Origin of the sequence: Catenuloplanes niger, assembly GCF_031458255.1 — a bacterium.
Classification (GTDB): Bacteria; Actinomycetota; Actinomycetes; order Mycobacteriales; family Micromonosporaceae; genus Catenuloplanes; species Catenuloplanes niger.
This window is the reverse complement of record NZ_JAVDYC010000001.1, coordinates 6,714,795-6,741,159: the sequence shown is the minus strand read 5'-3', so window position 1 is coordinate 6,741,159 and position 26,365 is coordinate 6,714,795. Positions and strand designations below refer to the sequence as shown.

The 26,365-nt window shown below is 73.1% G+C and carries 21 protein-coding genes and 1 pseudogene; 6 read left to right on the top strand and 16 right to left on the bottom strand.

Annotated elements, in window-relative coordinates; genetic code table 11:
- Positions 1 to 459 precede the first annotated feature (459 nt).
- The 7 genes from J2S44_RS29975 to pgsA form a co-directional block, all read right to left on the bottom strand.
- Positions 460 to 1,215, bottom strand: a complete 756-nt coding sequence (locus tag J2S44_RS29975; protein WP_310420719.1) for a YebC/PmpR family DNA-binding transcriptional regulator — start codon at positions 1,213 to 1,215, stop codon at positions 460 to 462.
- Between the two features lie 54 nt (positions 1,216 to 1,269).
- Positions 1,270 to 1,878, bottom strand: coding sequence for a pyridoxal 5'-phosphate synthase glutaminase subunit PdxT (gene pdxT, locus J2S44_RS29970; RefSeq protein ID WP_310420717.1), 609 nt, complete (start codon positions 1,876 to 1,878; stop codon positions 1,270 to 1,272).
- On the bottom strand, positions 1,875 to 2,792 hold the full coding sequence (pdxS, locus tag J2S44_RS29965) for a pyridoxal 5'-phosphate synthase lyase subunit PdxS (RefSeq protein ID WP_310420715.1): 918 nt from the start codon (positions 2,790 to 2,792) through the stop codon (positions 1,875 to 1,877). Before pdxS ends, pdxT begins: the two co-directional genes overlap by 4 nt.
- 245 nt (positions 2,793 to 3,037) lie before the next feature.
- The gene (locus J2S44_RS29960; RefSeq protein ID WP_310429994.1) at positions 3,038 to 3,631 is read right to left on the bottom strand and encodes a LemA family protein; all 594 of its coding nucleotides are present in this window, start codon (positions 3,629 to 3,631) and stop codon (positions 3,038 to 3,040) included.
- A gap of 5 nt (positions 3,632 to 3,636) precedes the next feature.
- On the bottom strand, positions 3,637 to 4,779 hold the full coding sequence (locus J2S44_RS29955; RefSeq protein WP_310420714.1) for a glycosyltransferase family 4 protein: 1,143 nt from the start codon (positions 4,777 to 4,779) through the stop codon (positions 3,637 to 3,639).
- Positions 4,780 to 4,789: 10 nt separating this feature from the next.
- Positions 4,790 to 5,686, bottom strand: a complete 897-nt coding sequence (locus tag J2S44_RS29950) for a phosphatidylinositol mannoside acyltransferase (protein ID WP_310420713.1) — start codon at positions 5,684 to 5,686, stop codon at positions 4,790 to 4,792.
- Positions 5,683 to 6,315, bottom strand: a complete 633-nt coding sequence (gene pgsA, locus J2S44_RS29945) for a phosphatidylinositol phosphate synthase (protein WP_310420711.1) — start codon at positions 6,313 to 6,315, stop codon at positions 5,683 to 5,685. Before pgsA ends, J2S44_RS29950 begins: the two co-directional genes overlap by 4 nt.
- Before the next feature lie 219 nt (positions 6,316 to 6,534).
- On the opposite strand from pgsA, the gene J2S44_RS29940 reads away from it, so the two are divergent.
- Positions 6,535 to 8,691 (top strand): elongation factor G-like protein EF-G2, encoded by a 2,157-nt coding sequence (locus tag J2S44_RS29940; protein ID WP_310420709.1) that lies wholly within the window; start codon positions 6,535 to 6,537, stop codon positions 8,689 to 8,691.
- Between the two features lie 43 nt (positions 8,692 to 8,734).
- On the opposite strand, the gene J2S44_RS29935 is transcribed toward J2S44_RS29940, so the two are convergent.
- The 5 genes and pseudogenes from J2S44_RS29935 to J2S44_RS29915 all read right to left on the bottom strand — a co-directional run bounded on the left by J2S44_RS29935 (position 8,735) and on the right by J2S44_RS29915 (position 14,901).
- Entirely contained in the window at positions 8,735 to 9,361 is a 627-nt protein-coding gene (locus tag J2S44_RS29935; RefSeq protein ID WP_310420707.1) for a maleylpyruvate isomerase N-terminal domain-containing protein, read from the bottom strand.
- Positions 9,362 to 9,408: 47 nt separating this feature from the next.
- A complete protein-coding gene (locus tag J2S44_RS29930) occupies positions 9,409 to 9,867 on the bottom strand; it encodes an HIT family protein (RefSeq protein ID WP_310429992.1) in 459 nt (152 codons plus the stop codon).
- Positions 9,868 to 9,973: 106 nt separating this feature from the next.
- Positions 9,974 to 11,026, bottom strand: a complete 1,053-nt coding sequence (locus J2S44_RS29925; protein ID WP_310420705.1) for a pectinesterase family protein — start codon at positions 11,024 to 11,026, stop codon at positions 9,974 to 9,976.
- Between the two features lie 412 nt (positions 11,027 to 11,438).
- Positions 11,439 to 13,439 (bottom strand): annotated as a pseudogene (gene thrS, locus J2S44_RS29920) (threonine--tRNA ligase); the annotation flags it as partial.
- A 40-nt stretch (positions 13,440 to 13,479) separates the two neighbouring features.
- On the bottom strand, positions 13,480 to 14,901 hold the full coding sequence (locus J2S44_RS29915) for a HAMP domain-containing sensor histidine kinase (protein ID WP_310420703.1): 1,422 nt from the start codon (positions 14,899 to 14,901) through the stop codon (positions 13,480 to 13,482).
- 89 nt (positions 14,902 to 14,990) lie between these two features.
- Here J2S44_RS29915 and J2S44_RS29910 point away from each other — a divergent pair, with 89 nt between their 5' ends.
- Positions 14,991 to 15,557 (top strand): hypothetical protein, encoded by a 567-nt coding sequence (locus J2S44_RS29910; RefSeq protein WP_310420701.1) that lies wholly within the window; start codon positions 14,991 to 14,993, stop codon positions 15,555 to 15,557.
- Between the two features lie 23 nt (positions 15,558 to 15,580).
- On the opposite strand, the gene J2S44_RS29905 is transcribed toward J2S44_RS29910, so the two are convergent.
- From J2S44_RS29905 to J2S44_RS29890, 4 genes are all read right to left on the bottom strand, one after another.
- Positions 15,581 to 16,618, bottom strand: coding sequence for a tetratricopeptide repeat protein (locus J2S44_RS29905; protein ID WP_310420700.1), 1,038 nt, complete (start codon positions 16,616 to 16,618; stop codon positions 15,581 to 15,583).
- Complete coding sequence (locus J2S44_RS29900) at positions 16,615 to 18,234, bottom strand: ATP-binding protein (RefSeq protein WP_310420698.1); 1,620 nt, start codon at positions 18,232 to 18,234, stop codon at positions 16,615 to 16,617. Before J2S44_RS29900 ends, J2S44_RS29905 begins: the two co-directional genes overlap by 4 nt.
- A gap of 48 nt (positions 18,235 to 18,282) precedes the next feature.
- A complete protein-coding gene (gene mgrA, locus J2S44_RS29895) occupies positions 18,283 to 19,317 on the bottom strand; it encodes an L-glyceraldehyde 3-phosphate reductase (RefSeq protein ID WP_310420696.1) in 1,035 nt (344 codons plus the stop codon).
- 63 nt (positions 19,318 to 19,380) lie between these two features.
- Entirely contained in the window at positions 19,381 to 20,472 is a 1,092-nt protein-coding gene (locus J2S44_RS29890) for a lytic polysaccharide monooxygenase auxiliary activity family 9 protein (protein ID WP_310420694.1), read from the bottom strand.
- 327 nt (positions 20,473 to 20,799) lie between these two features.
- Between J2S44_RS29890 and J2S44_RS29885 the strand changes: the two genes are divergently transcribed.
- From J2S44_RS29885 to J2S44_RS29870, 4 genes are all read left to right on the top strand, one after another.
- Entirely contained in the window at positions 20,800 to 21,489 is a 690-nt protein-coding gene (locus J2S44_RS29885) for a response regulator transcription factor (protein ID WP_306832792.1), read from the top strand.
- Positions 21,490 to 21,518: 29 nt separating this feature from the next.
- The gene (locus tag J2S44_RS29880) at positions 21,519 to 22,922 is read left to right on the top strand and encodes a sensor histidine kinase (RefSeq protein ID WP_310420692.1); all 1,404 of its coding nucleotides are present in this window, start codon (positions 21,519 to 21,521) and stop codon (positions 22,920 to 22,922) included.
- Between the two features lie 231 nt (positions 22,923 to 23,153).
- Positions 23,154 to 25,946, top strand: coding sequence for an RICIN domain-containing protein (locus tag J2S44_RS29875; protein WP_310420690.1), 2,793 nt, complete (start codon positions 23,154 to 23,156; stop codon positions 25,944 to 25,946).
- Between the two features lie 6 nt (positions 25,947 to 25,952).
- On the top strand, positions 25,953 to 26,363 hold the full coding sequence (locus tag J2S44_RS29870; RefSeq protein WP_310420688.1) for a hypothetical protein: 411 nt from the start codon (positions 25,953 to 25,955) through the stop codon (positions 26,361 to 26,363).
- The last annotated feature ends 2 nt before the right edge of the window (positions 26,364 to 26,365 follow it).

Sequence of the window (26,365 nt, the reverse complement as noted above, 5' to 3'; positions counted from 1 at the left end):
AGGTCGGCGGATTCGTCCGGCCGGAGCGGGGCCACGGGCACGTCCGCTCGCGCGTCCGGCGTCTTTGTCGGGATATATCGGGCATGGCGTGGGCGACTGGCTGCCCGTCTCGTGGCGCAGGCGGCGTTCTGCGCTTTCGGCGCCGAGGCGCAAAGGCCACAATCCAGTTCACCACCGCGGTACGCGCAACCACGGCGAATCCAGTCGGACGCCGCGACAGCCGGGCGGCGCGGGGCAGCGCCGCGCGACAGCACGGCGACGGCCCCTGAACACCGCGCGAGCACAGCAACGCGGGCGGATGGCACGGGAGCACGGCAACGCGGGCGGAAGGCGCGGCAGCACGGCGACGCGGGCGGATGCCGCGGGGGTACCCGCGAACGTCGTGGGTGTGGCCGGTGGGCCTGCCGAGGTGCGCGGAAGTCCCCCGGCGCGGGCGCCGGGGGACTTCGGACGGAGTCGTTACGCGTCGACCGCGGCCATGACCTCGTCGGAGATGTCGAAGTTGCCGAAGACGTTCTGGACGTCGTCGCAGTCCTCGAGCACGTCGATCAACTTGAAGATCTTGCGGGCGCCCTCCTCGTCGAGGGGGACGTTGACGGACGCGACGAAGTTCGTGTCGGCCGAGTCGTACTTGATGTCGTTGTCGGTGAGCGCGGACCGGACCGCGGGCATGTCGGTCGGCTCGGAGACGATCTCGAATGCCTCGCCGAGGTCGTTGACCTCCTCGGCGCCCGCGTCGATCACGTACATGAGCAGGTCGTCCTCGGTCAGACCGTCGGTCTTCGGGACGATCACGACGCCCTTGCGGGAGAACATGTACGCCACCGAGCCGGCGTCGGCGAGGTTGCCGCCGTTGCGGGTGAGCGCGGTGCGCACCTCGGTCGCGGCCCGGTTCCGGTTGTCGGTCAGGCACTCGATCAGCAGCGCCACGCCGTTCGGGCCGTACCCCTCGTACATGATCGTCTGCCAGTCGGCGCCACCGGCCTCGAGGCCGGAGCCGCGCTTGACCGCCCGGTCGATGTTGTCGTTCGGCACGGAGCTCTTCTTCGCCTTCTGGATGGCGTCGAAGAGCGTCGGGTTGCCGGCCGGGTCACCGCCGCCGGTGCGGGCGGCGACCTCGACGTTCTTGATCAGCTTGGCGAACATCTTGCCACGCTTGGCATCGATGACGGCCTTCTTGTGCTTGGTGGTTGCCCACTTGGAGTGGCCGGACATCACATGCCTCCCGTAGTCGTCTGCGTCTGGCTCGCCGCGCCGTCCGCACCCGTGCTAGCCGGCTCGTCTCACAAGATCGACGAAAGCCTCGTGCACTCGGAGGTCACCCGTGAGCTCCGGGTGGAAGGCGGTGGCGAGCAGGTGCCCCTGCCGAACCGCAACAATCCTACCGGCGGCCGGACCGGACGTGACGCGGCCCAGCACCTGCGCGCCGGGACCGACCTCCTCGACCCACGGCGCGCGGATGAAGACCGCATGGAACGGGTCACCGTCGATGCCGTCGATCCCGACCGCGGCCTCGAACGAGTCGACCTGCCGGCCGAACGCGTTGCGGCGCACCGTCATGTCGATCCCGCCGAACGGCGGGCGGTCCGGGCGGCCGTCGAGCACGGTCCCGGCCAGCATGATCATGCCGGCGCACGACCCGTACACCGGCATGCCGTCGTTGATCCGTTTCTGTACGGGCTCGAAGAGCCCGAACTCGGCCGCGAGCTTGGCGATGGTGGTGGACTCGCCACCCGGGATCACCAGCGCGTCCACGCTGTCCAGTTCCTCGGGCCGGCGCACCGGGCGGGCCAGCACGTCGCACTCGGCCAGCGCGGCCAGGTGCTCGCGGACGTCGCCCTGCAGCGCGAGGACGCCGATCGTCGGGTCGGCGCTCACCAGCCCCGCTCCTGCAGACGGTGCGGCACCGGGATGTCGTCGACGTTGATGCCGACCATGGCCTCGCCCAGGCCGCGGGAGACCTTCGCGATCACGTCCGGGTCGTCGTAGAACGTGGTCGCCTTGACCACCGCGGCCGCGCGCTGCGCCGGGTTGCCGGACTTGAAGATGCCGGAGCCGACGAAGACGCCCTCCGCGCCGAGCTGCATCATCATCGCGGCGTCGGCCGGGGTGGCGATGCCGCCCGCGGTGAACAGCACGACCGGCAGCTTGCCGGTCTCGGCGACCTCCTTGACCAGGTCGTACGGCGCCTGCAGTTCCTTGGCGGCGACGTAGAGCTCGTCCTCGGGCAGGCTGGTCAGCCGCTTGATCTCGGCACGGATCCGGCGCATGTGCGTGGTCGCGTTGGAGACGTCGCCGGTGCCGGCCTCGCCCTTGGAGCGGATCATGGCGGCGCCCTCGGTGATCCGGCGCAGCGCCTCGCCCAGGTTGGTGGCGCCGCAGACGAACGGCACCGTGTAGGCCCACTTGTCGATGTGGTTCGCGTAGTCGGCCGGGGTCAGCACCTCGGACTCGTCGATGTAGTCCACGCCGAGCGCCTGCAGCACCTGCGCCTCGACGAAGTGACCGATCCGCACCTTCGCCATGACCGGGATCGACACGGCCGCGATGATGCTCTCGATCATGTCGGGGTCGCTCATCCGCGAGACGCCGCCCTGCGCGCGGATGTCCGCGGGCACCCGCTCCAGCGCCATGACCGCGACCGCGCCGGCGTCCTCCGCGATCTTCGCCTGGTCCGCCGTGACCACATCCATGATCACGCCGCCCTTGAGCATCTCGGCCATGCCGCGCTTCACGCGCGCGCTGCCGACCACGGGCCGGTCTGGGTTCTCACTGACGGGGTTCTCGGACACGGGACGCTCCTCGGGAGTGTGGTCGACCCGGCGAACGCTACGCCCGAGTGGTCACCGACTCGACGTCCAATCGGCCCCCCAGTGGCCTGCGAGGTCACCGGACCGGCCCCCTCATGACCGATATGTCGTTTTGTTTGATGCCACTCGGTCGAACTGGCATGCCCGGCGCGACGCACTCACCGCGGCGAAACCACCGGCGGGCCGGGCTGAGATCCCGCCGGGGAGTGGGCGGGAGAGCGCCGCCGTCAGGATTTGACCGGCGAGGACGACGGGGCCTCGTGCCGGGTGAACTGGCGCGGGGGTTCGGTCAGCGACGGCGTCAGCGTGGGCTCGTCGATGTCGAAGTAGCGGGGCCGGTCGTGGCCGCGGGCCATGCCGAACACCCGGACCAGCGGCCGGTCCCGGTTGAGCAGGGCGTCCCGGACCGAGTCCGTGTAGACCTGGCGGGCGAGCGCGACCCGGCGGCTGGCCGCGACGACCGGCTCCGCGGTGGCCAGGTCCGCGGTGGGCGCGAGGCGGCGCAGCTGGCGGGTCAGGTCGTTCTCGGCGGCCTCGCGCTCGCCGGAGTCCACGCCGGTGCCGAGGCGGGCGTCGCCGCCGTCGAGGCGGGAGCCGGCGTCGAGCGCGATCCGGGCGGCGGAGTAGAGCTCGACCGCGTCCAGCTGCTCGGCCAGCACGGCCGCGGCCGCGGCCCGGCGGAGCAGGTGCGCGTCGAGCGCGGCGGCGGCGGACGTGGCGCGGGCGTGCAGGCGTTCGACGCGCCGGTCGGTCCAGATGAGGTAGGCGGCGAGCAGCGAGAGCACGACGGCCGCGCCGACCCACCACCACATGCCTGGCATCGTAGTCACTCGATCACCTGCGGGGCTTCCAGGACACGGCCGTCCGTGGCCTCGATCGCGGTCTCGTAGACCTCCAGCACGCGGCGGGCGACCGACGGCCAGTCGTACGCGTCGACCGCGCGGCGGGCCAGCGCGGACAGCTCGGCGCGGCGCTCCGCGTCGTCGAGCAGCCCGGCCAGCGCGTTCTCCAGGGCCTTCGCGTCGCCGACCGGGAAGAGCTCGGCGGCGCGGCCGTTGTCGACCACGCGGCGGAACGCGTCCAGGTCGCTGGCCACGATCGCGGCACCGGCGGCCATCGCCTCGGTCAGGATCATGCCGAAGGACTCGCCTCCGGTGTTCGGCGCCACGTAGACGTCGACGCTGCGCAGCATGCGCGGTTTGTCCTGCTCGGACACCATGCCGAGGAAGCACACCCGGTCGTGCAGTTCCGCCGGGACGTGCTCCAGCAGGTCCGACCGCTCGCCCGGGCCGGCCACCAGCAGCCGCAGTCCGGGCCGGGTCCGGGCCAGGGACACCCACGCCTGGCGGAGGATCGGGAAGCCCTTGCGCGGCTCGGTGAACCGGCCCAGGAAACCTATCGCGCCGCCGGGGCCGGGCCAGCCGTCCAGCGGCTCCGCGTCCGCGAACTTCGCCACGGCCACGCCGTTCGGGATCTCCACGGCGCCGCCGTCGAGGTGTTCGACCTGCACGCGGCGGGCCAGCGCGCTCACCGCGATCCGCGCGGTCACCTTCTCCAGCACGATCTGCAGCGCGCCCTGCACCGCGGCGAGCGCGCGGGACCGGGTCATCGCGGTGTGGAACGTGGCCACCACCGGGCCGTCCGCGTTCAGCACGGCCAGCAGGGACAGGCTCGGCGTGAGGGGCTCGTGCACGTGCAGCACGTCGAAGTGGCCGCGGGCCAGCCAGCGCCGGACCCGGGCCGTGGAGACCGGGCCGAACGAGATGCGCGCGACCGACCCGTTGTACGGCAGCGGGACCGCCCGCCCGGCCGCGACCACGTACGGCGGCAGCGGCGAGTCCTCGTCCGCCGGGGCCAGCACGCTGACCTCGTGGCCGAGGCCGATCAGCGCCTCGGCCAGGTCCATCACGTGGTTCTGCACACCGCCCGGCACGTCGAAGGAGTACGGGCACACGATGCCGATCCGCACTCGTACCCCCTCAGGCCAGTGTTTGCGCGGGCTCGTCCACCCACACCCGCTGCAGCATGTGCCAGTCCTCCGGGTGCTCGGCGATGCCGTCCGCGAGCCGGTCCGCGATCTCCTGGGTCAGGAACCGCACCTTCTCGTCAAGCGTGCCCTCCGCCGGCACCGGGATCGGGCCGACCAGCCGACCGTGGGCGATTCCGTCCGGGTCGTTCCACATCTGCACCACGTAGAGCGGCGCGCCGGTGCGCACGGCCAGCAGCGCCGGGCCGCCGGGCATGCGGGCACGGCCGCCGAAGAACGTCACGTCGATGCCGCGCCTGGAGAGGTCCCGGTCCGCGAGCAGCGGCACGATGTAGCCGGCCCTCAGCTTCTCGGCCAGCAGGTCGAGCGGGGACCGGTCACTGCCGCTGGTCGGGATGATCTCCATGCCGAGCGCCCGCCGGAACGCGAGGAACTGCTGGTAGACGCTTTCCGGTTTGAGCCGCTCGGCGACGGTTATCAGCTTCCAGCCGTTCGCGGCGGCCCAGGCGCCGGCCGCCTCCCAGTGGCCGCTGTGCGGCAGCGCCAGGATGACGCCGTTGCCGGAGGTCGCCTCGCGGGTCAGGTCGTCCAGCCGGTCGAAGCGGAACCGCCGCCGGTGCTCCTCCGGCGTGCGCGTGTGCAGGCGGAACGTGTCCGACCAGTAGCGCGCGTAGGACCGCATACCCTGCTTGACCAGGGCGTCCAGCTCTTGCTCGGAGATGTCGGGCTTGACCCGCCGCAGGTTGGCCCGCAAGCGCTCGACGCCCTTGCCGCGCTTCCGGGTGGCCCGGTCCGCACCCGCGTGGAAGATCGCCAGGGCCGCCTTCTCCGGCAGCCACTGCACGACCTTCCACCCGGCCCGGAAGCCGAACTCCGCGAGGCCGCTCATGCGACCGGCTCGCGCAGCGCGGCCTGGTCGAGCCGGTAGACGTGGCGCATGCGCTGGCCGGCGGTGACGATCGACAGGATCGCCAGCGTCCAGAGCACCACCTGCATGCCCCACATCACGCCGAACGCGGTGCTCAGCGCGCCGATGCCGATGCCGATCAGGCGCTCCGGCCGCTCCACGATGCCGACGTTGCACTCGAAGCCCAGGCCCTCGGCGCGTGCCTTCACGTACGACACGATCATGCTCGCGACCAGGCAGACCAGCGCCACGGTCGCGGTGAGCCAGTCGCCTTCCTTGCCGAACCAGTACACCAGCACGCCGAAGATCGCGGCGTCCGCGATCCGGTCCATGCTGGAGTCGAGGAGCGCGCCGAACCGACCGTTCGGCCCCTCGCGCAGCCGGGCCATCGTCCCGTCGATCAGGTCCGTGAAGCAGAAGAGTGTGACGACGATGCCGCCGATGATGAAGTGGCCCCGAGTGCCGAAGAAGACGGACCCGAAGACCACGCCGATCGTGCCCGCGACGGTGACCGCGTTGGGCGTGACGCCCAACCGGAGGAGGGCACGACTGACCGGTTCGATGAGATGAGCCATCCCGGCGCGCGCCGAGACCGAGAGGATCTTTGCCATGGCCGTCCCACCATAGCGGCGCGTCGCTGTGCGCGACACCGCACGCGCGGATAGCCGACGCACGGTGACGGCTTGCCACGGGCCCATCACATCAGGCAACGTGACCGGCATCACCTTGCGAAACTTCAGGTTACGGGCGGCGTTGGGGGATCATCGCCGACGCCTCTACGCGACGGGGCCAGGAACGACACAAATCGACCCGAGGGAGGTGCGCCGATCATGGCGCAGAAGACACAGGAGAGGGCGGTCGCCGGCAGTGCGCCGGTGGTGGACGAGCCCGGGAGGGTACGTAACGTGGTGCTGGTCGGCCACTCCGGCGCGGGGAAGACCACGCTGGTCGAGGCGCTGCTCGCCGCGACCGGCACGGTGCCGCGCACCGGCAGCGTGACCGACGGCACCACGGTCTGCGATCAGGACCCGGCCGCGATACGGCAGCAGCGCTCCGTGACGCTCGCCTGCGCGCCGCTGATCCACGACGGCATCAAGGTCAACCTCCTGGACAGCCCGGGGTACGCGGACTTCGTCGGTGAGCTGCGCGCCGGGCTGCGCGCCGCCGACGCCGCCCTGTTCGTGGTGTCCGCCGTCGACGGCATGGACGCCGCCACCGCCGCCCTGTGGGAGGAGTGCGCCGCGGTCGGCATGCCGCGCGCGGTCGCCGTCACCCGCCTCGACCACCCGCGCGCCGACCTCGACGAGACCGTGGCGCTCTGCCAGCGCGTCTTCAGCGACAACGTGCTCCCGCTCTACCTGCCGATGCTGGACGACGACGGCGAGAACGTCACCGGCCTGATGGGTTTGATCACCCAGCGGATCTACGACTACACGAACGGCTACCCGGCGGCGGTCCGCGACCCCGACCCGGAGCACTTCGGCGCCATCGAGGAGGCGCGCAACGAGCTGATCGAGGGCATCATCGCGGAGTCCGAGGACGAGACGCTGATGGACCGCTACCTCGGCGGCGAGCAGATCCCGGTCGACATCCTCATCGCCGACCTGGAGAAGGCGGTCGCGCGCGGCCACTTCTACCCGGTCGTCCCGGTCTGCGCGCCCGACCGGGTCGGCCTCGACGTGCTGCTGGAGCTGCTCACCAAGGCGTTCCCGTCGCCGCTCGAGCACGACCTGCCGATCGTCACCGGCATCGACGGCTCCGCCCGCGAGCCGCTCACCTGCGACCCGGACGGCCCGCTCGTCGCCGAGGTGGTCAAGACCACGATCGACCGGCACGTCGGGCGTGTCTCACTGGTCCGCGTCTTCTCCGGCACGCTCACCCCGGAGAAGGTGGTGCACGTCTCCGGTCACGGCCTCGCCTCCCGCGGCCACCCGGACCACGACGCGGACGAGCGCGTCGCGCACATCTACTCGCCGCTCGGCAGCACGCTGCGCGAGGTCGGCGTGTGCATCGCCGGCGACATCTGCGCGATCACGAAGTCCGGCAGCGCGGAGACCGGTGACACGATCTCCACCAAGGACCAGCCGCTGCTGATCGAGCCGTGGGACATGCCGGAGCCGCTGCTGCCGGTCGCGGTCGTCGCCAAGACCCGCTCCGACGAGGACGCGCTCGCCAAGAACCTGGGCCGGCTCGTCGCCGGCGACCCGACGCTGCGCCTGGAGCGCAACCCGGACACGCACCAGATCGTGCTCTGGTGCATGGGCGAGGCGCACGCGGACGTGGTGCTGGACCGGCTGCGCACCGGCGGCGTCGACCTCGAGACCGAGCCGGTCCGGGTCGCGCTGCGCGAGACGTTCGCCGGGCCGGGCAAGGGGCACGGCCGGCACGTCAAGCAGTCCGGCGGCCACGGCCAGTACGCGGTCTGCGACATCTCGGTCGAGCCGCTCCCGGCCGGTTCCGGCTTCGAGTTCGTGGACAAGGTGGTCGGCGGCGCGGTGCCGCACAACTACATCCCGTCGGTGGAGAAGGGCGTGCGCGCCCAGATGGAACGCGGCATCGCCGCCGGGTACCCGGTGGTCGACCTGCGCGTCACGCTGTTCGACGGCAAGGCGCACAGCGTCGACTCGTCCGACGCGGCGTTCCAGACCGCGGGTTCGCTGGCGCTGCGGGACGCGGCCGAGAAGGCGGCGATCACGCTGCTCGAACCGGTCGACGACGTCACCATCCGGGTGCCGGACGCGTACGTCGGTGCGGTGATGAGCGACCTCTCCGGGCGTCGGGGCCGGGTCATGGGCAGCGACGCCGACCCGGACGCCGCCCGGACGCTGATCCGGGCCGAGGTGCCGGCCACCGAGCTGGTCCGGTACGCGGTCGAGCTGCGCTCGATGACCTCCGGCGCGGGCACGTTCTCCCGCACGTTCGCCCGCTACGAACCGATGCCGTCGCACGTCGCCGACGCGGTGAAGAAGGAGCACGGAACGTCCTGAGCCGTTCCGCGGCCCGGGGCTCGCGCGCCCCGGGCCGCATCGGTCACTGCACCACGGAGAAGCCGGACGGAAGCGGCTCACGCCCGGTGAGCGCCCGCACGAGAGGCACACCCGCACCGAGCGCGGCGGTCGCCCGCGCCGCGAAGACCGCCGCCTCGGTGACGGCGGCGGCGTCGTGGGTGACCGGCACGCCCGCGGCCAGGGCGATGTCCGAGGTGTGCACCACCAGCTCGAGCACGCGGGTGGACAGCCAGTCCCGCAGCTTCATCGCGCCGACCGGCGACACGACCAGTTCGTCGTCGCCGACACCGTCCAGCGCCGCCCCGGCCCGCGCGAGATGCTCCCGTACCACCGCGCCCGGCCGGTCACCGAGCGCCTTTCCGTAGTCACGGGCGTTCTGCGTGACCGACGCCGCCGAGGCGGCCAGCAGCTCGCGCGGCGCCCCCTGGATGACCACGCAATACGCCTCCGCGGAGTCGAGCACCAGCCCCGGCTGCGGCGACTCGCCGGCGACGGCGACCGGGCGCAGCGCCGCACTGACCGTGTGCCCGACCAGCTCGCGCAGGCTCCACTCGCCGACCCCGGGACCGTCCAATCCGTCGACCGGTGTCCGCGAGGCCAGGTCCGCGAACGTTTCGGCCGCAGCGAGATAAATGTTGCGAATCGTCATGCCTGAGGGACGACGGCGGACGGCCCGAGGTTCGGCGCGGAACAGGATTACGTGGCGGGCCAGGCGGAGGAGAGCAGATCGCGGGTCTCGGTGAGCAGCTGCGGAAGGATCTTGGTCCGGGCCACGATCGGCATGAAGTTCGCGTCGCCACCCCAGCGGGGCACCACGTGCTGGTGCAGATGGGCGGCGATGCCGGCGCCGGCGACGGACCCCTGGTTCATCCCGATGTTGAACCCGTGCGCGCTGCTGGTGGCCCGGACCACCCGCATCGCGATCTGCGTGAACGAGGCCAGCTCGGCGGTCTCCGCGACGGTCAGGTCGGTGTAGTCGGCGAGGTGCCGGTACGGGCAGATCAGCAGGTGACCGGGGTTGTACGGATACAGGTTGAGCACGGCGTAGACCAGCGCCCCGCGGGCCACGACGAGACTGTCCGACCGGGGCAGGTCCGGCGCCTGGCAGAACGCGCACCCCTCGGACGGCCGCTCCTGGCCGGCGATGTAGGTCATCCGGTGCGGGGTCCAGAGGCGGTCGAGCGCGTCCGGTTCACCGGTGACGGCCGGTGCGACGGGGCGGTCTTCCGGCGGCGTGCTCAGGTCTCCCACGCACGCGATCCTATGGGTTGCACGGGTTCCAGGCGTCGGCACCGGCCAGGAACGTGCGGGGATCGTACCCGTCCGGCGAGGTCAGCTGGGGTCGATTCGGATTGATCGCGGCACCCGGCCCGGTGTTGCGCCACTCGCCGTAGCGAGCGCCGGTCCACGGCCAGGTGCCGAAGTCGGACCACGGCGCGTCGACGCGGACGTGCGCGCCCAGGTACGAGTTCCGGATGATCGTCTGGCCGATCGCGTTCGGGTCGTTGCTCGGGTGCCAGGGCCGGCCGAGGTGGACCGTGCCGGCCGGGGCGTCGCCGGTGAGGCGGCAGTGCGTGAACAGCTGGCCGTGCGGGTTGCCGATGTCGGTGCTGGCCGCGGTGACGTAGCCGAGGTGCCGGTTCAGCGAGTGGACGTGGCAGCGGTCGAACACGGCGGTGCCGCGGCCGAAGATGAAGTCGACGTCTCCCTCGACGTAGCAGTTCCGGAAGTAGGCCCGGGAGATCGTCGCCGCGGCCGGGCTGTTGACGTAGAGCGTGTCCTGGTTGGCCAGGAACGCCACGTCCTCGAAGCGCAGCCGGTCGCCGCGGGTCAGCACGGCCACCGCCTGGTGCCCGGAGATCTCCGGATGGGCGGCTTCGTCGAAGTCGTTGGCGAAGGTCAGGTTGCGGGCGGTGACGTCGTTCGCGGAGATGGTCACGGACGCGCTGCCGGACGTGCCCCAGGTGCCGCCGGTGGCCGGGTTCGGCGTGCCGTTCGCCCGGTCGTCGACGATCACCACGTCCGACCGGCGCCGGCCCAGCCCGACCAGGGTCAGGAACGGCCGGTCGGCCGGGATGACGACCTGCCCACGGTACGTCCCGGGGCGGATCAGGATCGTGGACGCCACGCCCGCCGGCACCGCGTCCACCGCGGCCTGCACGCTGTCACCCGGCGCGACGACCAGCACGTCGCGCCGGCCCGCGAACCCGGCGGGCACCCCGGCCGGCGCCGCGGCGGAGGCGGAGGCGGCCGGGCCGGCGGCCGCGAGCAGCGTGCCGGCACCGGTCGCGGCGAGGAAGGTCCGTCGGCGCATGGGCGTGCTCCTCAGCGAGGTGGGCCGGCGCCGAGTCGGGCGGAACGCGGCGCCGGCGAACGAACGGAACAGCGAACGAGACGTGGGCGGAACAGGACCGAACGGGTCGAGCGTGGAGCCGGCGCGGACCGCGACACCGAGGGTGGAAAGCGCTTGCCCGCGCGAGTGACACGACGCTAACCCGCGCCCGCGACCGGGTCAACGACATCGACGTGCAGCTTTTTTGCAACATCCCGGACACGCACCGCCGGAACGCGCGACGGGCCGGGGAGGCGTCCCCGGCCCGTCGCGACGGAACCTACTGCGCGTGCTTGGCGGCCGCCTGGTTGGCGAGCGCCGTCACCTCCTGCATCGTGCGCTCCTCCAGGTCCGCCGCGCTGGTGTCCGGCGCGGGCGGCTCCTCGACCGGGTTGGCCGACGGCGGCACGTTGGTGCGGGACCGGACGATGTCGGAGACGTGCCGGACCGCCTCGTCCAGCGGCACGCCGTTGCGCTGGGAGCCGTCCCGGTAGCGGAACGACACGGTCTGGCCGGCCACGTCGTCGTCGCCGGCGAGCACCATGAACGGGATCTTCTGCTGCTGCGCGGTGCGGATCTTCTTCTGCATCCGGTCGTCGCCGGCGTCCAGCTCGGCCCGGATGCCCGCGGCCTTGAGCAGGTAGATGAAGCCCTCCAGGTACTCCCGGTGGTCGTCGCGGATCGGGATGCCGATCACCTGCACCGGCGCCAGCCAGGCCGGGAACGCGCCCGCGTAGTGCTCGGTGAGCACGCCGAAGAACCGCTCGATCGAGCCGAACAGCGCCCGGTGGATCATGACGGGCTGCTGCCGGGTGCCGTCCGACGCGGCGAACTCCAGGTTGAACCGCTCCGGCAGGTTGAAGTCGACCTGGATGGTGGACATCTGCCAGGTGCGGCCGATCGCGTCCCGCGCCTGGACGGAGATCTTCGGGCCGTAGAACGCCGCGCCGCCCGGGTCGGGAACCAGCTCGAGGCCGGAGTCCTCGGCCGCGATCCGCAGCGCCTCGGTGGCCCGGTCCCAGTTCTCGTCCGTACCGACGGACTTCTCCGGGTTGCGCGTGGACAGCTCCAGGTAGAAGTCGTTCAGACCGTAGTCGCGCAGCAGGTCCAGCACGAACGTGAGCAGCGACTTCAGCTCGTCCGCCATCTGCTCCTGGGTGCAGTAGATGTGCGCGTCGTCCTGCGTCATGCCGCGGACCCGGGTGAGGCCGTGGATCACGCCGGACTTCTCGTACCGGTAGACGCTGCCGAACTCGAACAGGCGCAGCGGCAGCTCACGGTACGACCGGCCGCGCCCCCGGAAGATCAGGTTGTGGAACGGGCAGTTCATCGGCTTGAGGTAGTAGTTCGCGCCCTCGACCTCCATGGGCGGGAACATGCCGTCCGCGTACCACTGCAGGTGCCCGGAGGTCTCGAAGAGACTGCCCTTGGTGATGTGCGGCGTGTTCACGAACGAGTAGCCGGCCGCCTCGTGCCGCTCGCGCGAGTAGTTCTCCATCTCGCGGCGGATGATGCCGCCCTTGGGGTGGAAGACCGCGAGGCCGGAGCCGATCTCGTCGGGGAAGGAGAACAGGTCGAGTTCCGCGCCGAGCTTGCGGTGGTCGCGGCGGGCCGCCTCCTCGAGCAGCTTCTGGTACGCCTTGAGCGCGTCCCGGGTCGGCCACGCCGTCCCGTACACCCGCTGCAGTTGGGGGTTCTTCTCGCTGCCCCGCCAGTAGGCCGCGGCGGAGCGCATCAGCTTGAACGCGCCGATCAGCCGGGTGTTCGGCAGGTGCGGGCCGCGGCACAGGTCGCCCCAGCAGACCTTCTCGCCGGACGCGTCCAGGTTGTCGTAGATGGTCAGCTCGCCGCCGCCGACCTCCATGATCTCCTCGGCGTCGAAGCCACCGGCGCCGGCCTCACCGACCAGCTCCAGCTTGTAGGGCTCGCCGGCCAGCTCCGCGCGCGCCTCCTCGATCGAGGCGAACTCCCGACGGCGGAACCGCTGGTTGCTCTTGATGATCTCCTGCATCTTCTTCTCGATCTTGCTGAGATCGTCCGGCGTGAACGGCGTGGCCACGTCGAAGTCGTAGTAGAAGCCGTCCCGGATGTACGGCCCGATGCCGAGCTTGGCCTCCGGGAACAGCGACTGCACGGCCTGCGCGAGCACGTGCGCGGTCGAGTGCCGCAGCACGTTGAGCCCGTCCGGCGAGTCCAGCGGGACCGGCGTCATCACGGACTCGTGGTCGGACGACCAGTCCAGGTCGTGCAGCGTGCCGTGCTCGTCGCGGACCACGACGATCGCCTTCGGGCCGGCGAGGGGCAGGCCGATCGCCGCCACCGCGTCGGCCGCCGTCGTCCCGGCCGGGACGACGACTTGGTCCGTCTCAGCGGGCTTCGATGTCGGTGCGGACACGGTGGGATCTCCGTTCATTCGGGAAGACAACCCACCGATGCTATCGCTGCGAGCGCCGCCGCTGACGGGGGACGCGCTCCTGCCGGACCGCGTCCGGATCGCCGAACAGCAGCACCACGCTGGCGCCGCCGAGCCGGGCCCGGTCGATGCTCACGGTGCCGCCGGTCGCGACCGTGGCCCGGCGCGCGATGTCCAGCCCGAGCCCGGTCGAGCCGCGCCCGCTCGCGCCGCGCCGCACCGCGGTGTCCGGGTCCGCGATGCCGGGACCGCCGTCGTCGACCCGGACCGCCACGTATCCGTCCCGCCGGGACACCGCCACCTCCATCGGGGTGCCCTGCGGCGTGTAGCGGAACACGTTGCCCAGCACCGCGTCCAGCGCCGCGGCCAGCTCCGGGCGGGGCAGCGCGACCGGCGCCGGGGCGTCCGCGCCGACGATCACGCACGGCCGGTTCTGGTCACCGGCCACCGCGGACCAGAACGCCATCCGCTGCCGGACGACCTCGCCGGCGTCGCACCGGACCTCCGCCGTCGGGGCCGGCTCGACCGAGGCGGCTCGCGTCGCCCGGATCAGCTCGTCGATCTCCCCCTCCAGCGCCTCGGCCGCGTCCCGGACCCGGTGCACGGTCCGCAGCCGGTCGTCCTCCTCGCGCGCCGACCGGACCGGCCGGTCCAACGTCTCCAGGTCGAGCCGGATCACGGTCAGCGGCGTCCGCAGCCGGTGCGACAGGTCCGCGACCATCTCCCGCTCGTTGGTCCGCAGCACCGCGAGCCGGTCCGCCATCCGGTTGAACGCGAGCGCGGCCTCGGCCAGCTCGCGCGGGCCGGTCGGCGAGATCCGCACGTCCGGGTCGCCCTCGCCGAGCGCGACCGAGGCACGGGCCAGCCGGTCCGCGGACCGGACCAGGTTGCGCGCCAGCCGGTCCCCGACCGCGACCGAGACCACGATCAGGAACACGGCGACGCCGGTCAACGCGGCCCAGGCCGCGTGCACGCCCTCGCTCAGCACCGCGTCGGAGAGGAACACCTCGACGACCGGCGCCGCGTCCTTGCCGATGTCGATCGGTTCCAGGTAGACCATCCCGCCGGGTACGTCACCGGTCAGCGGGTCACCGGACGTGCGGGCCAGCGTGACGTCGCCGACGGTCGCGTGCCCGCTGGCGCCGAGCTGCACCCCGGCCAGCCCGTGCACGGTGACCGGCAGGTCGTCCGAGGCGATCGCCTCCTCCACCGCGGCCGGCTGCGTGGTGATCGCGAGCACCGCCGCGACCACCGCGACCTGCCGTTCCGCGTCCGCGACCGCGCGCTCCTCGGCCAGCTGCGCCACCAGCAGCGCGAGCGGGATCAGGAACGCGAGCGCGACCATGGTGGCGGTGGCCAGGATGACGTAGGCGAGCTGCCGCCGCAGCCCGATGCCGGCGGCGACGATCCGGCCCGCACGATGAGCGGCGCCTGCGGGCTGCATGCGGTTCCTCCGATAGACGTTCAAAAGATCACCACGAGGGTACGGTGGCCCCGCTCGTCGGATCGCGTTCCGTCGGGCATGATGGCCGCGTGCGACGACGGCTGGCATACCTACTGGTCTGGGCGGTGGCGACCGCGGTGGCGGCCGGCGGGTCCTGGCTCGGCATCCGGTCGATCATCGGCGCGGCGGCACCGCAGCGCAACGGTCCGCTGTCCGCGGCCGAGCTGCGCGCGGCGGCCCCGGCCACGATCGCGCCGCCGACGCCGGCCGCGTCCCGGTCCGCGTCGCCGGCACCCGCGCCGGCCACGCCGGCGGCGCCGCCCACCTCGGCGAGCCCGTCCCCGTCCGCGTCCCGGTCCGCGTCACCGACGCCCGCTCCGTCGCAGCCGGAGGTCCGGCAGGCCGGCGCGTGGCAGGACACCGGCGGCGGCGTGTTCCGGCGTGAGTTCGCGGTGCGCGGCGGCACCGCGGTGATCACGGTCTCCGAGTCGGCGATCACGGTGGTCTCCGCGACCGCGGCCGCCGGCTTCGAGGTCGACCAGGACGCGGCGCCCAGCTCGTCCCGCGTCACGTTCGAGAACGACACCCACTCGTCATCCATCTGGGTGACCTGGCGCAAGGACGCGCCCTACGCCGAGATCACCGAGACCGTCTGACGCCGCGAGCCGGCGAAGATCCGTCAGCGCGGCATCCGGCCGTCGAAGATCATCGTGAGCATGACGGGCAGCAGCGCGCAGCCGAGGAGCGCGCCCGGGACGTCCGGGTCCGGCCACGGCCAGAGCAGCACCAACAGCGCGGTCGCCATGACCAGCACGGTCTGCGCGACCACGATCCTCGACCACCGGCCGCGGCGGAGCAGCACGAACAGGTGCAGTCGCACGCCGGCCCGCAGCCGGCGGTACCGCAGGAACCCGGCGACGCCCCAGATCAGCGCCATCACCAGCAGCCCCCACAGCCGGCCGGTGAGCGAGTCCGACAGCACCTGCGGCTCGTCCGCGGTGGGCAGGTCGATCGCCGCACCGGCCACCACCAGGCAGGCCAGCGCCGGCCAGCGGGTGCGGCGCAGCAGCAGGTAGCCGGCGTGGTCCAGCTTCGGCCGCAGCCCGTCCAGCCGCGGGTTCGCCGCGAGCGCGTCCGCGATCACCGCGGACGCCCGGCCGGCCGGCGCACCCGCCGCCTCGGCCAGCGTGAACAGCGTCCGCGCCTCCTCGTGCTCCGGGTCGAGGCGCAGCGTCTCGCGCAACGCGCGCACACAGATCGCGTCGTCGCCGAGCGTGGCCGCGGCCAGGCACACGGCCAGGTGCGCGCCGGGCAGCTCCGGCTCCCGGGCCACCGCCTCGCCGGCCAGCGCGTACGCCTCCGGCGCGCGGCCCGGGTGGGTCCGGATCAGCCGGGACAGGATCACGTACGGTGCGGCCTGATCCGGCTGGGCCGCGATCGCGGCACGCAGCGACGCCTCGGCCTCCGCGTCCCGCTCGGCCCGGGCCAGCAGGTAGCCGCGCAGGTACAGCACCGGGTACGCGTGCGGCGCGATCCGGACCGCCTCGTCGAGCGCGGACAGCGCGGCCGGGACGTCCCCGGTGCCGAGGTGCACCCGGCCGAGCAGCAGCCAGGCGCCCGCGTCGTCCGGGTCCGTCGCGACCAGCCGGGAGAGCAGCTCGCCGGCCGTGCCGTACCGCCCGGCCTCGACCAGCAGCTCCGCCCGCTCCAGGGTCACAACCGGCGCCGGGCCTTCAGGTAGGCGAGCAGGTCGTCGTACATGCCACCCTCGTTCGCGAACATCGCCACGTTGCGGGCGGCGGCGAACCACGGCTCCGCGGACGGGACCGTGGCCTTCGCGGCGGCCAGCAGGTCCGGCATGCCGATCATGCGGACCGTGCCGGACCGGGCGGAGTCGAGCAGCGCACGTTCGGCCGCGCTCTCGCACAGGTGCGCGAGGTCCGCGCCGGAGAGCCCGTCCGTGGCCTTGACCAGCTTGGCCAGGTCGACGTTCTCGATCGGCCGGTCGCGCAGGTGGTACTCCAGGATCGCGGCGCGGGCCGGCGCGTCCGGCGGCAGCACCAGGATCGTCCGGTCCAGGCGGCCGGGGCGGCGCAGCGCCACGTCCACGTCCCACGGCACGTTCGTCGCGGCCAGCACGAAGACGCCCTCGTTCTTCGCGCCGTCCACCCCGTCCAGCTCGGTGAGCAGCTGGTTCACGGTGGTGCGCATGCCGTTCGTGGCCGCGCGGCTGCGCTTGCCGCCGAGCGCGTCCAGCTCGTCCAGGAAGATCACACAGGGCGCCATCCGGCGGGCGGTCGCGAAGACCTCGTGCATGTTCCGCTCCGAGGTGCCGAGCCACATGTCCAGCACGTCGCTGATCGCCACGTTGAGGAAACGCGCGCCCAGCTCGCCGGCGACCGCACGGGCGATGAACGTCTTGCCGCAGCCGGGCGGGCCGTAGAGCAGCAGGCCGCCGCGCAGGCTCTTGCCGAACAGCCGGCGCAGCTCGGGGTTGCGCATCGGCGCCAGGAACGCGGCCTCCAGCCGCTCCTTGACCTCCCGCATGCCGCCCACGTCGGCCAGCGTCAGCCCGCCGACCGACTCCGCCTGCCAGCGATCACCGGGACCGGGCCGGCCGTCCGCCCGCACCTGATCCGGCTCGCCGTCGTCGTCCGGTGCCGGGCGTGCGAAGCGCGGCGGGACCACGTCACCGACCTGCTCCTCCGCCTCCCGCCAATCAAAAGCCTTCGCCGGTACGTCCGCCCCCTGCTCCGGCGTCCCCCGCACTCCCCCGGCCGGCCCGGTCCCCTCGGGCCCGTCCCCGGCCTTCGCCACCGGCTCCCCGGCTTTCGCCACCGGTTCCCCGGCCGACGCGGCAGGTTCCCCGGCCGACGCGGCCAGCTCCCCGGCGGGCGCGGCAGATTCCCCGGCAGACGCGGTGGGCGCGGCAGGTTCCGCGGCGGTGGGTTCCGCGGCCGGCGCGGACAGGCGCGGTGGCTCCGCGGCCGGCGCGGCGGATTCAGCGGTCGGTGCGGGCCGGCGGGCCGGTTCCGCGCCCGGCCCGGCCGCAGCGGCGGGTTCCGCACCCGCCGCGGGCCGGCGTGGTGGTTCCGCGGTGGGTGCGGGGGTGCCGGCCGCCGGGCCGGGTGGCGCCATCGCGCGGGTCATCAGCGACCGCGCGTCCGCGTCGCCCGGCGCCCGCTGGAGGGCAAGCGCGATCTCCGTGATCGCCGCGTCCTGGTGCCCGTCGCGCAGCAGGATCTCGGCCAGGTGCAGGCGCAGCGGCACGTCGTCCGGCGCGGCGTCGACCGCACCGCGCAGACTCGTGATCAGGCGGGACTCCTCGGCCATGGTTCCGGACTGTACCCATACCGCGCCAGAGTCCCGCCCGCCCACGCGTCAGAGCGTGCCGCGGCGCGCGTCCTCCCACTCGTCCACGGACGCGGTGTTCGAGGCCAGCACCTTGTCGATCTCGGCCAGTTCGTCGCCGGTGAACTCCAGGTTCGCCAGCGCGCCGATGTTCTGCTCCAGCTGTCCGGTGCTGCTCGCGCCGATCACCAGCGAGGTGACCCGCGGGTCGCGCAGCGCCCAGGCCAGCGCGGTCTGCGCCAGGCTCTGCCCGCGCCGGCCGGCGATCTCGTTCAGCGCGGTGAGCTGCCCGACCCGGTCGTCGTCGATCGTGAACTTGCCCTGGTCGACCCGGGAGCCGGCCGGGACGCCGGTCAGGTACTTGCCGGTCAGCAGCCCCTGGGCGAGCGCGGTGAAGCCGATCACGCCGACGCCCTCCGCCTCGGCCGCGTCGAGCAGGCCCTCGGTCTCGATCCAGCGGTTGAGCATCGAGTAGGACGGCTGGTGGATCAGCAGCGGCGTGCCCAGCTCGCGCAGCAGCCCGGCCATCTCCCGGGTGTGGTCCGCGTCGTAGGAGGAGATGCCCACGTAGAGCGCGCGACCGGAGCGCACGGCCGTGTCCAGCGCGGCCGCGGTCTCCGCCAGCGGCGTGTCCGGGTCGTACCGGTGGGAGTAGAAGATGTCGACGTGGTCCAGCCCGAGCCGGTCCAGCGACTGGTCGAGGCTGGCCAGCACGTACTTCCGCGAGCCACCGCCCTGCCCGTACGGGCCGGGCCACATGTCCCAGCCGGCCTTGGTGGAGACGACGATCTCGTCCCGGTACGGCCGCAGGTCCTCGCGCAGCAGCCGGCCGAAGTTGCGTTCGGCCGCGCCGTACGGCGGCCCGTAGTTGTTGGCCAGGTCGAAGTGGGTGATCCCGGCGTCGAACGCGGCCCGGACGATCCCCCGTTGCGTCTCGACCGGTACGTCGTCGCCGAAGTTGTGCCAGAGGCCCAGCGACAGCACCGGCAGGTCGAGCCCGGAACGCCCGGTGCGCCGGTACTGCATCGGACCGTCATAACGTGCGGAAGCGGCGGTGTAGCTCATCATGCCTTTATATATGCGACCGCGCGGATGATCCGCGCGGTCGCACATGACCGGTCGCCCGGATCAGACCGTCGCGGTGCAGGTCGGCGCGATCGCCCCCGGGGTGCCGGTGGCGATGAAGCCGAACGACGTGCTCGCGCCCGCGTCCAGCGCGCCGTTGTAGCCGGCGTTCGTCGCGGTGGCCGCGGAGCCGCTGGTGGTGACGGTCGCGTTCCACGACTGGCTGATGGCCTGGCCGCCGGGCAGCGTCCAGGTGACCCGCCAGCCCTTGATCGCGGCGCCGCCCGCGGTGACCTTGACGTCGCCCTGGTAGCCGCCGGACCAGGTGGACGCGGTGGAGTAGGTCACCGAGCAGCCCGCGGCACCGCCGGTCGGGGACGGTGTCGGCGACGAGGTCGGCGAGCCGGTCACGGACGGCGCCGGGGTCGGCGACGAGGTGGCGGTCGCGGTCGGCGTCGGGTTCCCGGTGCCGCCGAAGTTCACGTCGCTGCACCAGTAGTAGGACTGGTCGAGGTGGCTGGCCTGCCAGATCGTGTAGACCACGTGCCGGCCGGTGCGCCCGGGCGCGTCGACCGGGATGTCCAGCGCGACGCCGCCGGCGACCTGGTCCCACCGCGCGGCCGGCGTGTCACCGATCTCCTTGACCAGCTCCAGGTCGCCCCAGCCGAGCGGCTGCGTCGTCGGGTCGTACCCCTGCTCGGTCACGTAGACCCGGATGTAGTCGGCGCCGTGGCTGGCCTGGTCGAAGACGTGCGCGGTGAACGAGTTCGACACCGTGGTGGCCGACCAGTCGCCGACCGCGTCGAGCGCGTCGTAGCGGCCGCTGTTCGACCGGCCCGCGCTGCACAGCTGGCCGTCCGGGATGGCGGCCTGGTGGTTGCCGGCCACACCCTCGCGGAACAGGCCGTTCCAGTTCCACATCGCGTTCGGGTCGGCCTGCCAGGCCTGCCAGCACATCGGGTCCTCGGTGGCCATGGCCGGGTTCTGGAAGTCGCCGCCCCACCGCTCCCAGCAGGAGAAGTTGCGTGACGGCGGGTCCTGGATGTTGCCGTGCGCCCGGGCCGGCACCGCCCAGCCGGCGGTGACCACGACGATCGCGGCGGCCACCACGGCCAGCGCGCGGAGAAGGAGGTTTCGGGACAGAGCAGAATGCATGCGGAGCGCTCCAAGGCAGGAAGAGGGACGAGTGCGGCGCGGCGTGTGAGCTGCCCGTGCTCCGGCGCGCGTCTTGCCCTGCGAAAATCGGCTCCGCGACAGAGATTCACACATCTCGATCAGGACTGTCAAACCCGCGAAGAGGTCAGGCCGGCCGGGCCGGCGGCGGGGGTACGCCGTTCGGCGCGCCGGCCTCGGGCGAGCGGCTGAATTCCGTACCGCCGAAGGGTTGTGGGTCGGTCTTTATAGCCCGATATTTCCTGACTCATCCCACAACATCGATGCCCCAGACTCCGTCGCGCTTGCCACGCCAAGTACGTTCTTCGCATGGCCACGGTGTTGCTCGTCGAGGACGACCACGTCGTGCGGGGTGCGATGTTGCGCAGCCTCGCCGATCGTGGGCATGCCGTCCATGCCGTCGGCACGGCGCTGGAAGCGTTGCGCCGGGTCGCCGCGGAGACCCCCGACCTGGTCGTGCTCGACCTCGGACTCCCCGACCTGGACGGCGCGGACGCGTTGCGGATGCTGCGCGGCATCACGGACGTGCCGATCATCATCGCCACCGCGCGGGACGACGAGCAGTCGATCGTCCGGCTGCTGCGCTCCGGCGCCGACGACTACATGGTCAAGCCGTTCACCGGCGCCCACCTGGACGCGCGCATCACCACCGTGCTGCGCCGCGCCGGGCGCGCCACCCGCACCGCCCAGCCGGCCGTGCACCAGGTCGGCGGCCTGCGGGTCGACGTCGGCGAGCGCTCCGCGCAGCTCGACGGCGCGCCGCTCGCGTTGACCCGCAAGGAGTTCGACCTGCTCGCTTACCTCGCCGCCCGCCCGGGTCGCGTGGTGTCCCGCCGGGAGCTGTTGGAGGAGGTATGGCGACAGCCATCGGTCGGCGAGGACCAGACGATCGACGTGCACCTGTACTGGCTCCGCCGCAAGCTGGGCGAGTCCGCGGCGAAACCGCGCTACCTGCGCACCGTGCGGGGGGTCGGATTCCGGTTGGTGGCACCGGACTGAGGGCGGGACTGGCGTACGTCAGCGCGGCGATGACCGCGGTGGCCGCGCTGGTCTTCGTGATCCCCCTCGCGATCCAGGTCCGGGAGGACGCACGGGAACGCGCGCTGACCGAGGCCGGCCGGCGCAGTGCGATCGTCGCCGGCGCGCTGGCCGCGCAGGCCGACGAGGCGGGCGTGCAGCGCGCGATCGAGGCGGCCGGCAGCGGCCCGCTGACCGACACACCGGTGGTGCTCGGGCTCTCCAACGAGTCCGCGACCGGCCGCGCCTCCGATGCCGACCTGGAGCGCACGGTCGACGGCGGCCGCCCGCTCGTGGTCGACGTGGCCGGCGGCGCGCTGCGGCTGGAACCGGTGATCGTCGGCGAGAGCACCGCGGTCGTCGAGGTGTTCGTGCCGGACCACGCGCTCAACGACGGCGTCCCCGCGATCTGGTGGACGCTCGCCCTGATCGCGCTCGGCCTGGTCGGCGCCAGCGTGTTCGTCGTCGACCGGCTGGCCGGCCGAACGGTCGGCTCCGCGAAGTCGCTGGTCCGGGCCGCGATGGCGGTCGGCGACGGCGACCTCGGCGTGCGCATCCAGCCGACCGGCCCGCGCGAGCTGGCCGAGGCCGGCTACGCGTTCAACCGGATGGCGGACCGGCTGGTCACCTCGCGCACCAACGAACGGGAGATGGTGGCGGACCTGTCGCACCGGCTGCGCACCCCGCTGACCGTGCTGCGGCTGGACGCGGAGGCGCTCGACCCCGACGACACCAGCGTCGGCGACTTCTCCGCGGCGGAGCTGGACCGGCGGCGCACCATCCGGCGCATCCGGCAGGCCATCGTGACGCTGGAGGGCGAGGTGGACGCGCTGATCACCACCACCCGGCGCGCGGTCGCGGACCGCGGCGCCCCACCGCCGGAGGACGGCGGCTGCGACGCCAGCGAGGTGGTCCGGGAACGGATGACGTTCTGGTCCGCGCTGGCCGGCGACCAGAACCGCCCGTACCGGGTGCTCGGCGCGCAGACCCGCATCCCGGTGCAGGTGCCCCGCTCCGAGCTGGCCGCCGCGCTGGACGCGGTGCTGGGCAACGTGTTCCGCTACACCGCGCAGGGCACCGCGTTCGAGATCGGCGTGTCCCGGCGGGACGGCTGGATCGCGATCCGGGTCGACGACGCGGGCACCGGCATCCCGGACCCGGAACGGGCGCTGCAGCGTGGCGCGTCCGACCGCGGTTCCACCGGGCTCGGGCTGGACATCGCGAAACGGGCCACGCTCGCCACCGGCGGCTCGGTCAGCATCGCGCGGTCCTCGCTCGGCGGCGCCAGCGTGGTCCTGCTGTTCGGCGACGCGGAGGCGAAACCGAAACAGGCCAGCCGGTTCGGCCTGGTCGGACGCCTGGCGGGCGAGCCGGGACGACCCCGGTGGCCCCGCCCACGGGATAACGCCGAGTGATGCGAAGGCCACCCAACGATCCGATTCCCAAACTTTGCTTAGTTTCGCCTTAAGCCCATTCCCACAGCCATCTGCCAGGTGGCAGTCTTCAACCCGATCCCATCCGGTTACGTCGGACCACCGCCCGCAAGTCGTCCCCACACCCCGGTCCGGTGTAACCCGCGTGCGGCGGGGTGCGGTCCCCCAAACCCTCACCCCGCCGCACGCCCACCATGCGGAGGTATCACACGCGTGTCGTCGCACCGCGAGCTTCCACGGCGGCGAACGGCCACAACGCGCTCCTTCATCCGGGATCTTCCGGCCTCGTTCGCCTCGACCTCCGCACGGCACCGCCGCGCGGGGGCTCCCGAGCCGCGGCGGACCGGTCTCTCCTCCGGACTCGCGCGCCTGTCCGGGATCGCCCGGCTCACCGGGATCACCCGCCTGTCCACCGTCGCCCGCCGGTCCGGCATCGCCCGGCCGGACGGCGTCGTGGCGCGCTGGGACCGGGTGCGCGAGATCGTCACCGCGCGGGCCGTCCCGGCGATCACGTCGCTGCGCGGCCGGCTGACCACCGCGTCCGCGCCGGCCGAACCCACGGAACCCCGCACCCCGTCCGCGGTACGGCGTGAGGGTGCCCGCCGCCGTGCCCAGGAACTGCCGGCGTGGGCCAGCCGGACCCAGCTGATGCGCGTCCAGGCGATCCGGCGGGACCGCGGTGGACGCGTCCCGGCGCCGGTCGAGCCACCGGCCTCGCCCCGGGCCGCGAAACGGCACGGCGAGGTCGTCCGGCGCACGTCGGCCGCGCGGGACCTGCCCGCGACCGTGCGCTTCCCGCGCCGGATCAACCTGGCCACCGGTGCCGTGGTGCTCGGCGTCCTGCTGCTGGTCCTGCCCGCGCTGCTCACCCAGTGGACGCCCGGCATCAGCTCGCTGCCCGGCCTGGTGCCGATCGCGGCGCTGCCGGCCAGCCAGCCGGAGGACGGCCTGGTCTACGACGGGCTCACCCCGGCCAGCCGCAACTCGCTCTGCATCGGTGCCTACGAGATCAACGACTCCGAGGGCGTCTGCTCGTACGGCCCGGACCCGGCACCGCCGACGTTCAAGGTCACCCAGGACGTGGCCCCGATCGCGGAGGGCGTGCCCCCGCTGGTCGAGCCGGTCAAGGACACCCGCGGCGTGCCGGACGACGCGGACGTGGTGCGCGACGAGGGCGCGGTCGTCCCGGCCAGCTCGATGCCCGCGCTGGTGCCGGACCCGGCCAGCGGCGACGACGCGTTCACCATGGGCGAGGACGGCGTGGCCTGCGAGGGCGACGGCTACCAGGGCAAGCGGGTGCAGGTGCTGTACGCGTACCCGACGGACGCGGTCAGCCGGTTCAGCCGCTACCTGCCGTCGATCCGCCGCTGGGCCGCCGAGGTCGACGAGATCTTCGCCGCCAGCGCGGCCCGCACCGGCGGCATCCGCCATGTGCGCTACGTGACCACGCCGGACTGCCGCGTCGACGTGACCGAGGTGCAGCTGCCCGCGGACCGGCTGGACAGCTTCGACGTGACGCTCGCCGGCCTGCGCGCGCTCGGCTACGACCGTACCGACCGGAAATATCTGATCTTCGCGGACACGAACGTCTACTGCGGCATCGGCACGGTCATCCGGGACCCGCGGGCGGACGCCGGCAACCTGAACAACGGCGGCCCGTCCTACGCGCGCGTCGACGCCGGCTGCTGGTCCGCGCCGATGGCCACGCACCAGCTCGTGCACACGCTCGGCGGCGTCGCGGACGGCGCGCCGAACAGCAGCGGCCTGGGCCACTGCGTCGACGACCACGACCTGATGTGCTACCCGGACGAGAGCGGCGAGGAGGTCCGGGTCGACTGCGGGAGCCCGTCCGGCGAGGCGCTGCTCGACTGCGGCGGCGACGACTACTTCAACACCGACCCGGAGCCGGGCAGCTACCTCACGCAGAACTGGAACCTGGCGAACAGCGAGTTCCTGATCCGCGAGGCCGCGCCGGCCGCCGATCCCGCCCCCCAGCGTCCGGCCGATACCGTCGCGCCGCCGCGCGGCAACCCGTCGCCGTCGCCCCGGCGGTCCCTCGCACCCACGGCGTCACCCACGCCGGCACCGGCCTCGCCCACGCCGACCAGCGGTGAGGACGACCCGGAGGATCCCGAGGACCCGGAGGACACCGGCGGCGACGACGACAAGACGCCGGCCGCCGGGCAGGCGCCGGCCGGTGGCCAGGGCGCCGGCGCGCCGGCCTCGCCCAGCCCGTCGGTCACGGCGTCCGCGGCCTCGCCGACGCCGTCCCTGCCGGCACCGCCGCCGGCCGAGCCGGGCCTGGCCAGCGAACCGCCGATCGGCGCGCCACCACCGCCCGGCTTCCTGAAGATCCGGGACACCACGAGCACGTCCACCCGGGTCAGCTGGAACGCGTCCGCGGACGCGGTGCACTACACGGTGGCGGTCAACGGGCAGATCATCGGCGTCACCGCGGCCACCCGGGCCCGGATCATCGGCCTGACACCCGGCACGGAGTACAGCATCCAGGTGCTGACCAACGACGGCGAGCGGTTCACCGACGCGCTCGCGGCCAAGACCTCACCGGCGGCCCGTCCGATCATGGAGGGCTGGTTCCAGCTCAACAACGCGCTCACCGGCGGTGCCGCGCACCTCTACGGCGCCCGCTCCAACGAGTCCACGCCGATCGTGGCCCAGCGCGCCGAAGGCGTCACCCAGCAGCAGTGGAGCCTGCGCCGGGTCGGCAACGCGTTCCAGCTGATCTCCAGGGTCACGGAGAAGTGCGTGGTCCCGCTGGACGGCGAGCTCGCCGCCGGAGTCCCCCTCGTCCAGGTCACCTGCAAGGAGGCGGCCGATGAACAGCACTGGGTCGTCCTGCCCACCGACAACGGCTTCACGCTCCGCGCGGCCGGCGCCAACCTGGTGGCCGGCCTGGGCGAGCAACGGTACGGCGGCGCGCGCGTGCTCTCCCTGCAGAACCCGGAGGGCCTGCTCCACCAGTCCTGGACCGCGCTCCCCGGGTAGCCGTCCGTGAGCCCGCGACGCCCGCCCGCGACGCCGGCCTCCAGCCCGGAGGCCGGCGGCTTCCTCACGCGCCGCCGCGTCGTCCGCTGGGCGATCCTGCTGACGCTGGGCGTGCTGGGCTTCCTCGCCTGCTGGCAGGACCCGGTCTACTCCGGCACCGGCGGTCTCGGCGCCGGCCCGGCCGCGGTGGCGACGCCGGAACCGCACCTCTGCCCGACGGCACCGGCCGGTGGCGGTGACGCGGCCGTCCCGGGCGCGGTCGTCTGCGCCGCGCCCCCGGCACCCGCGGTGCGGATGGCCGACGTGGAGGTTCCCGCCACCGGCCACGCGTCCGTCACCGCGCTGCTGATCGGCACGGCCGTGGTCGCCCTGCTGTTCACCGCGATCACGCTCGCCACGCTCCGCCGCCGCCCCTGAGC